This window comes from Angustibacter speluncae (assembly GCF_054777815.1).
The window spans coordinates 1-5,788 of sequence record NZ_BAAHAF010000133.1; the positions used below are offsets into that span (position 1 = coordinate 1).

The following is a 5,788-nucleotide window of genomic DNA, read 5'->3' on the forward strand; positions in this document are numbered from 1 at the left end:
GCGGTCGCGCCGGACCCGGCCGGCACCGGCGGCGACGCGGGCACCGCGCACGACGACGCGCCGTCGCACCACCGCCATGACGGAGGCGGTCCCACCCCGGCGGGCGCTGCACCCGTTGCGGCGCAGCAGGTCCCGATGGCGGGCGCTCCTCCGGCGACCCCGCCGACGACCCCGCCGGCGTCGCAGGACGTCGTCGCCCCTGTGGCCGCCGCGGCACCGGCTCCCGCCGCGGCCGCGACGGCCGTCACCGCACCGACCACGCTCACCGCCCCCGAGGCGCCGCAGGCGCCGGCGCCGGTGGTGCACGCGCCGGTCGTCGCGACCCCCGCGGCGCAGCTGGCCCCGCGCATCGGCGCGCTGCGCTCGCTGGGGGAGGGCGTGCACCGCCTGGTCATGCGCGTCCAGCCCGAGGAGATCGGCGCGGTGCGCGTCGTCGCCGAGATCAGCGCCGACCGCGTCCGCATCGAGCTGCACGGCGGCACCGAGCAGGCCCGCGAGGCGCTCCGTGCCGCGCTTCCCGAGCTGCGACGCGATCTGCTGCAGGGCAGCGGTTTCCAGCTCGGCGGCCAGCACGCGTCGGCGCAGGACCAGCGGGGGAGCGGGCCCCAGGCCCAGCTCGACCTCGGCGGGTCCGGCGGCGGCTCGGGCTCCGGCCGCGGCGAGCGCCCCGGCACCCCCTCCGCGCCGGTCGCGGCCCCCGTCGAGCTCGTGCTGCCGAGGGTCGCCCCCGGCCGGCTGGACGTGCTGACGTGAGCAACCAACTCGTCGGCCCGAAGGGCTCCACCGCGGGGCCGTTCGTGCCGAAGACCAGTGGTGGGAGCGCGACCCGCGCCCGCACCGAGCCCGCAGGGCACCACCCAGCACGAACCCCGGACCGAAGGAGGACGGCGTGCCGATCGACGGCGTGACCACCAGCACCCCGATCAGCCAGGTCCTGGGCCAGCCCGCCAGCGGCGCGTCCGGGCCCAAGAACGAGCTCGACAAGGACGCGTTCCTCAAGCTCCTCGTGGCGCAGCTGCGCTACCAGGACCCCACCGCGCCCATGGACACCTCGGCGTTCATGGCGCAGACGTCACAGCTCACGAGCGTGGAGAAGCTCAGCGAGCTGGCCGAGACCACCCGGGCGTCGTTCGACGTCCAGCAGCGTCTCGGTGCGGCGTCGCTCGTCGGCCGCCAGGTCTCGTGGACCGCCGACGACGGCTCCACCTCGAGCGGGACGGTCTCCGCCGTCACGCTGCTCGGCCCCACCCCCCAGCTGCGCGTCGGTGACACGGATGTCGCCCTCGACAAGGTGACCGCGATCGTCGCGGGCGCCTCCTCCTGACCACATCCGAACCCACCGACCCGTACGCAGGACGCGTGCGGGAGGCACCCCTCGAGGAGGGAACCCCCATGCTCCGTTCGCTGTTCTCCGGCATCAGCGGGCTCCGCTCGCACCAGACGATGATGGACGTCACCGGCAACAACATCGCCAACGTCAACACCAACGGCTTCAAGTCCTCGAGCGTGCAGTTCCAGGACACCCTCAGCCAGATGCTGCGCGCCGCCGGCGCGCCGCAGGGCGCCACGGCCGGCTCGAACCCCTCGCAGGTCGGCCTCGGCGTGCGCGTCGCCGGCGTCACCACGAACTTCGGCCAGGGCTCGGCGCAGCAGACCGGCCGCAGCCTCGACCTGATGGTCAACGGCGACGGCTTCTTCGTCGCCAAGTCGGTCAACGAGACCCTCTACACCCGCGCCGGCGCGATGACCTTCGACATCAACGGCACGCTGATCAACAGCGAGGGCCTGAAGATCCAGGGCTGGCAGGCCGACCCGGCCACCGGGCAGATCAGCACCACCGCCGGCGTCGGCGACATCAAGCTGCCGATCAGCACCCTGATGCAGCCGCAGGCCACCACCGAGACGGTCTTCGAGGGCAACCTGCCCGGCGACGCCGCGGTGGGCACGACGCTGCCCGCGTCGATCGACGTGTTCGACGCCCAGGGCACCAAGTCGACGCTCTCGGTGACCTTCCGCAAGGACGACGCCGACACCTGGTCGGTGCTCGAGGGCACCACCGTCCTCGGCACGGTCGACTTCACCGCGGGCGGTGCGTCGCAGACCACCACCCCGGCGACGCTGACGTCGGCGTCCGGCATCTCGCTCGACCTCGCGACGGTGACCGGCTTCTCCGGCACCACCTCGATCAAGACCAGCAGCCAGGACGGCTACCAGGTGGGCAGCCTGACCGCCTTCACCATCGGCCCGGACGGCGTCCTCACCGGCATCTTCAGCAACGGCCTCAAGCAGCCCGTCGCCCAGATCGCCACCGCGACCTTCGCCAACGTGGCCGGCCTGGAGAAGGCGGGCGGCTCGATGTACCGCACCACCGTCAACTCCGGCACCGCCCGCATCGGCGCCCCGGGCCTGGACGACCGCGGCGCGCTCTCCAGCGGCATGCTCGAGATGTCGAACGTCGACCTGGCCGCCGAGTTCACCAACCTGATCGTCGCCCAGCGCGGCTTCCAGGCCAACTCGCGCGTCATCACCTCCTCGGACGAGCTGCTGCAGGACCTGGTCAACCTCAAGCGCTGACACCCGTTCCGGCTCAACCGGTTCCGGCTCAACCGGTTCCGGCTCGACCGGTTCAGGCGGCCCCGTCCCCCTCGGGGGGCGGGGCCGCCGCGTTCCCGGCGGCGACGAGCGCGTCGGCCACCACCCGCACCGCGGGCGTGCGGTCGCGCCGGGTGAGCAGGAAGACCTCGCGACCCACCCCGCCGGTGCGGAACGGCCGGGCCACCACCCCCGGCGGCTGGAGGCCGACGACGAGGTCGGGCAGCAGCGCCCCCGCGCCGGTGGTGCGCACCAGCTCGAGCAGGATCAGGAAGTCGTCGGAGGTGTAGCGCACGTCCGGCTCGAAGCCGCCGAGTCCGCGGCAGGCGCGCAGGTGCATGGCGTGGTGCCCGGTGCCCGGCTGGCAGGCGGCCCACGCCAGGTCGGCCAGCCGCGACAGCTGCACCCGCGACGACGACGCCTCGGGGTGGTCGACCGGCAGCACCACGTTGATGCGCTCGCGCAGCACGGCGTCGCGGCGCAGCTCGGGGTGCACGGGCCGCGGCTCGCCCTCGTACTCGTCGCCCACCAGCACGTCGAGCCGGTGCAGCCGCAGGTCCGGCACCGCCTGCTCCACCTCGGCCTCGGTCGCCTCGACGCGGATCCCGGGGTGGCTCGCCGCCAGCGCCCGCACGGTGGGCGCCACCACCCGCAGGAACGCCGACTGGAACGCCGCGACCCGCACCCGTCCGGTCGGTCGCCCGGCCCCGACGGCCGACACCTCGGCGTCCGCCGCCTCGAGCCGCTCGAGCAGGACGTCGGCGTGCGCCACGGCGACGGCGCCCGCCTCGGTCAGCCGCACGCTGCGCCCCACCCGCTCGAGGAGGGGGGTGCCCGCCTCGCGCTCGAGCACGGCGAGCTGCTGGGAGACCGCGCTCGGGGTGTAGCCGAGCGCGCGGGCCGCCGCGTGCACCGTGCCGCGCACGTGCACCTCGCGCAGCATCCGGAGCCGGCGCAGGTCCATCATCCGTGCACCGTAGCTGCACAGCACCAGGTGCGAACGTGTGCTGGTGCTGAACGGTCCGTGGCGTCACGCTGGTGCGATGGGGAACGCCGCCTGCCTCGCGTCCGCCGTCGCCTTCGGGCTGATGGCGGTGTTCGCCGTCCTCGCGTACGACGAGGGCGTCGGCGTCGACGCGCTGCTGCTCGTGCGCTTCGTGCTCGCCGGGGCGGTGCTGCTCGCGGTGGCGGCGCTGGCGGGTCGGCTGCGCGACCTCGGCCCGCGCGTCGTCGTCGCGGGTCTGGCGATGGGGGCGCTCGGGTACGCCGCCCAGGCCGGGCTGTACCTGTTCGCGCTCACCCGGGTCGACGCCTCGCAGGTGGCGCTGCTGTTCTCCGGCTACCCGCTGCTGGTGACGGCGGGCGCGGTGCTGACCCGCCGCGAGCGGCCGACCGTCCGCCGGGGCGTGGCCCTGGTGCTCGCGCTCGCGGGGGTCGCGCTCGTCCTCGGCGGCTCCCCGGCCGGTGGCGTCGACCCGCTCGGGGCGGCGTGCGCGATCGGCGCCGCCGTGGTCTACACCGGCTACATCCTGGTGGGCGACCGCGTGGCCGGCGGCGACCCGCTCGCGTTCGCCGCACTGGTCTGCTGCGGTGCCGCGGGCACGTTCGCCGTCCGCGCCGCCGTCGCGGGCGTCCCCGACCTCGGCTTCGAGCCCCGCGGGTGGCTGTGGCTCGCCCTGATCGCGCTCGTCAGCACCGTCGCGGCGATCGTGCTGTTCTTCGCCGGCCTGGCGCGGGTGGGTCCCGGCGCCGCCGCGCTGCTGTCGGTCGTCGAGCCGGTCGTGACCGTCGGGTCGGCGGCGCTGGTCTTCGGCGAGGTGCTGACGGTGCCGCAGCTGGTGGGCGGGTCGCTGGTGCTCGCCACCGTGCTGCTGGTGCGGCTGCCGCAGGACGGGGACCGCGGCGCGCAGCCGGCCGACGGGGGCCCGGGCACCGACCGCGACGCCGTCCGCGTCCCGGTCTGACCGGTCCGTTCTCCTCAGGTCGCCGCCGCGGCGGCCGATGGGACCGGTGACCGCCCACGGACGGGCGGACGCACTCCAAGGACGGACACCATGATCATCCTCACGCGCCTGAACGGCGAGCGGTTCGCGCTGAACCCGGACCTGCTCGAGCGGGTCGACAGCACGCCCGACACCGTGCTGACCCTGCTCGGCGGCACCAAGTACGTGGTGAGCGAGTCGCTCGAGGTCGTCATCGACCGCGTCCGCCTGTTCCGCGCCGGCGTCATCGCCGCGAGCCACGTCCCCCTGGCGGCCGTGCCCGACCTCGACGACGACCTCGACGGCGACGACCTCGACGTCCCCGCCGCCGCGGTCGTCCTGCGCCCCGTGCGGGGGTCCTGATGGATCCCGCGACCCTGATCGGCCTGGCGGTCGGCTTCGGCGCGATCATCGTGGCGATGCTGCTCGAGGGCGGCAACCCGATGTCCATCCTGCTGCCGGCCCCGCTCGTGCTCGTCTTCGGCGGCACGCTCGGCGTCGGCATCGCCGGCGGCCTGCTGCGCGACATCTCCACGATCGTCGCCGGTCTGAAGAAGGCCCTGCTCGGCGGCTCGAAGCCGCCCACCGACACCATCGCCGAGATCGTCTCGCTCGCCGAGCGCGCCCGCCGCGAGGGCCTGCTCGCGCTCGAGGAGGCGGTCGGCGGCGTCGAGGACGAGTTCCTGCGCGACGGCCTGCAGTCGGCCATCGACGGCACCGACCCCGAGGACCTGCGGACGATCATGCTCGACAAGATCGACGCGAAGACCGCGCACGACAAGGTCGCGTCGAAGTTCTTCACCGACCTCGGCGGCTTCGCCCCGACCATCGGCATCATCGGCACCGTCATCTCGCTGGTGCACGTGCTGGAGAACCTCGGCAACCCCGACGACCTCGGCCACATGATCGCGGCCGCGTTCGTCGCGACCCTGTGGGGCGTGCTGTCGGCCAACGTCATGTGGCTCCCGATCGCCAACCGGCTCAAGCGCCTCACCGAGTCCGAGGTCGCGCAGATGCACCTCGTCGTCGAGGGCGTGACCGCCATCCAGGCCGGCGCCAACCCGCGGCTGGTGCAGCAGCGCCTCGCGAGCCTGGTGCCGCCGTCCAAGGCCGCCGACGCGGCGGCCGGCAAGGCCGCGGCGTGAGCGCCGGCCGCCGCGGCGGCGCCGGCTGGCGGGCCGAGGGCCTGCCCTGGCGCCAGGGCTGAGCGCGTG

The 5,788-nt window shown here is 74.7% G+C and carries 7 protein-coding genes; 6 read left to right on the forward strand and 1 reads right to left on the reverse strand.

Annotated features, from left to right (window positions below):
* From ACYVKY_RS15340 to ACYVKY_RS15350, 3 genes are all read left to right on the forward strand, one after another.
* Window positions 1-753: flagellar hook-length control protein FliK (locus ACYVKY_RS15340; RefSeq protein ID WP_460435858.1), on the forward strand; the 753-nt coding region annotated here is incomplete at its 5' end.
* Window positions 754-889: 136 nt separating this feature from the next.
* On the forward strand, window positions 890-1,324 hold the full coding sequence (locus tag ACYVKY_RS15345; RefSeq protein WP_460435859.1) for a flagellar hook assembly protein FlgD: 435 nt from the start codon (window positions 890-892) through the stop codon (window positions 1,322-1,324).
* Between the two features lie 68 nt (window positions 1,325-1,392).
* Window positions 1,393-2,574, forward strand: coding sequence for a flagellar hook protein FlgE (locus ACYVKY_RS15350; protein WP_460435860.1), 1,182 nt, complete (start codon window positions 1,393-1,395; stop codon window positions 2,572-2,574).
* Between the two features lie 52 nt (window positions 2,575-2,626).
* Here the strand turns inward: ACYVKY_RS15350 and ACYVKY_RS15355 are convergent, their stop codons facing one another.
* The gene (locus ACYVKY_RS15355) at window positions 2,627-3,559 is read right to left on the reverse strand and encodes a LysR family transcriptional regulator (protein ID WP_460435861.1); all 933 of its coding nucleotides are present in this window, start codon (window positions 3,557-3,559) and stop codon (window positions 2,627-2,629) included.
* Window positions 3,560-3,635: 76 nt separating this feature from the next.
* Here ACYVKY_RS15355 and ACYVKY_RS15360 point away from each other — a divergent pair, with 76 nt between their 5' ends.
* The 3 genes from ACYVKY_RS15360 to ACYVKY_RS15370 all read left to right on the forward strand — a co-directional run bounded on the left by ACYVKY_RS15360 (window position 3,636) and on the right by ACYVKY_RS15370 (window position 5,719).
* On the forward strand, window positions 3,636-4,556 hold the full coding sequence (locus ACYVKY_RS15360) for a DMT family transporter (RefSeq protein WP_460435862.1): 921 nt from the start codon (window positions 3,636-3,638) through the stop codon (window positions 4,554-4,556).
* 90 nt (window positions 4,557-4,646) lie between these two features.
* On the forward strand, window positions 4,647-4,937 hold the full coding sequence (locus tag ACYVKY_RS15365) for a flagellar FlbD family protein (RefSeq protein ID WP_460435863.1): 291 nt from the start codon (window positions 4,647-4,649) through the stop codon (window positions 4,935-4,937).
* Window positions 4,937-5,719 (forward strand): motility protein A, encoded by a 783-nt coding sequence (locus ACYVKY_RS15370; RefSeq protein WP_460435864.1) that lies wholly within the window; start codon window positions 4,937-4,939, stop codon window positions 5,717-5,719. Before ACYVKY_RS15365 ends, ACYVKY_RS15370 begins: the two co-directional genes overlap by 1 nt.
* The last annotated feature ends 69 nt before the right edge of the window (window positions 5,720-5,788 follow it).

Coding starts and splice junctions, on each gene's coding strand:
- ACYVKY_RS15350 (WP_460435860.1), top strand. CDS start 1,393: ATGCTCCGTTCGCTGTTCTCCGGCATCAGCGGGCTCCGCTCGCACCAG.
- ACYVKY_RS15355 (WP_460435861.1), bottom strand. CDS start 3,559: ATGATGGACCTGCGCCGGCTCCGGATGCTGCGCGAGGTGCACGTGCGC.
- ACYVKY_RS15360 (WP_460435862.1), top strand. CDS start 3,636: ATGGGGAACGCCGCCTGCCTCGCGTCCGCCGTCGCCTTCGGGCTGATG.
- ACYVKY_RS15365 (WP_460435863.1), top strand. CDS start 4,647: ATGATCATCCTCACGCGCCTGAACGGCGAGCGGTTCGCGCTGAACCCG.
- ACYVKY_RS15370 (WP_460435864.1), top strand. CDS start 4,937: ATGGATCCCGCGACCCTGATCGGCCTGGCGGTCGGCTTCGGCGCGATC.